This window comes from Capnocytophaga canis, from assembly GCF_000827555.1.
Taxonomy (GTDB): domain Bacteria; phylum Bacteroidota; class Bacteroidia; order Flavobacteriales; family Flavobacteriaceae; genus Capnocytophaga; species Capnocytophaga canis.
The window spans coordinates 1-492 of the sequence record NZ_CDOI01000055.1 but is presented as its reverse complement, the minus strand read 5'-3'; the positions used below and the strand labels follow the sequence as shown (position 1 = coordinate 492).

The following is a 492-nucleotide window of genomic DNA, read 5'->3' as shown; positions in this document are numbered from 1 at the left end:
TCATTATCCAATATATTTCCACTTCCTGAAAGAGATCCGTTTTCATACGTAAATTCATCATCTCCTGTCTTGATGTTTATTACTTTCACCGTTACCGTTGCTGTATCACAAGGCGTACCGTTTACTTTTTCGCAAATTGTATAGGTCAAAGTGTATATTCCCGTAGGAACAGAATCACTGTTCACTTGTACTTTACCCGTTGCCGTGTCAATTGTTACACGCGGGTCGGTAGTGGCTATTTGTGTAATAGTTACATTGGTAGACGTTGCCGATGCAGTTCCCAAAGTATCGTTCGACAATATCGTCGTTGTAGACGTACGCAAAGGACTAAGTGCATCAACCTCTATAAGCAAATCATCAACAGCATCAATAGTTACTAATCTAACAAACGCCGTTTTAGTCGATGTATTACCAAAAGTATCTGTTGCTGTGATGGTTACCGTTATCGTATTACCTGTTACATTACACAAATCCATAGGCTTAACTGCAGAG

1 protein-coding gene is annotated in these 492 nt (G+C 39.6%); it reads right to left on the bottom strand.

The annotated features are described in order from the left end of the window. Window positions 1-492 (bottom strand): hypothetical protein (locus tag CCAND38_RS11795; RefSeq protein WP_042343389.1); only part of this gene is annotated, 492 nt, incomplete at both ends.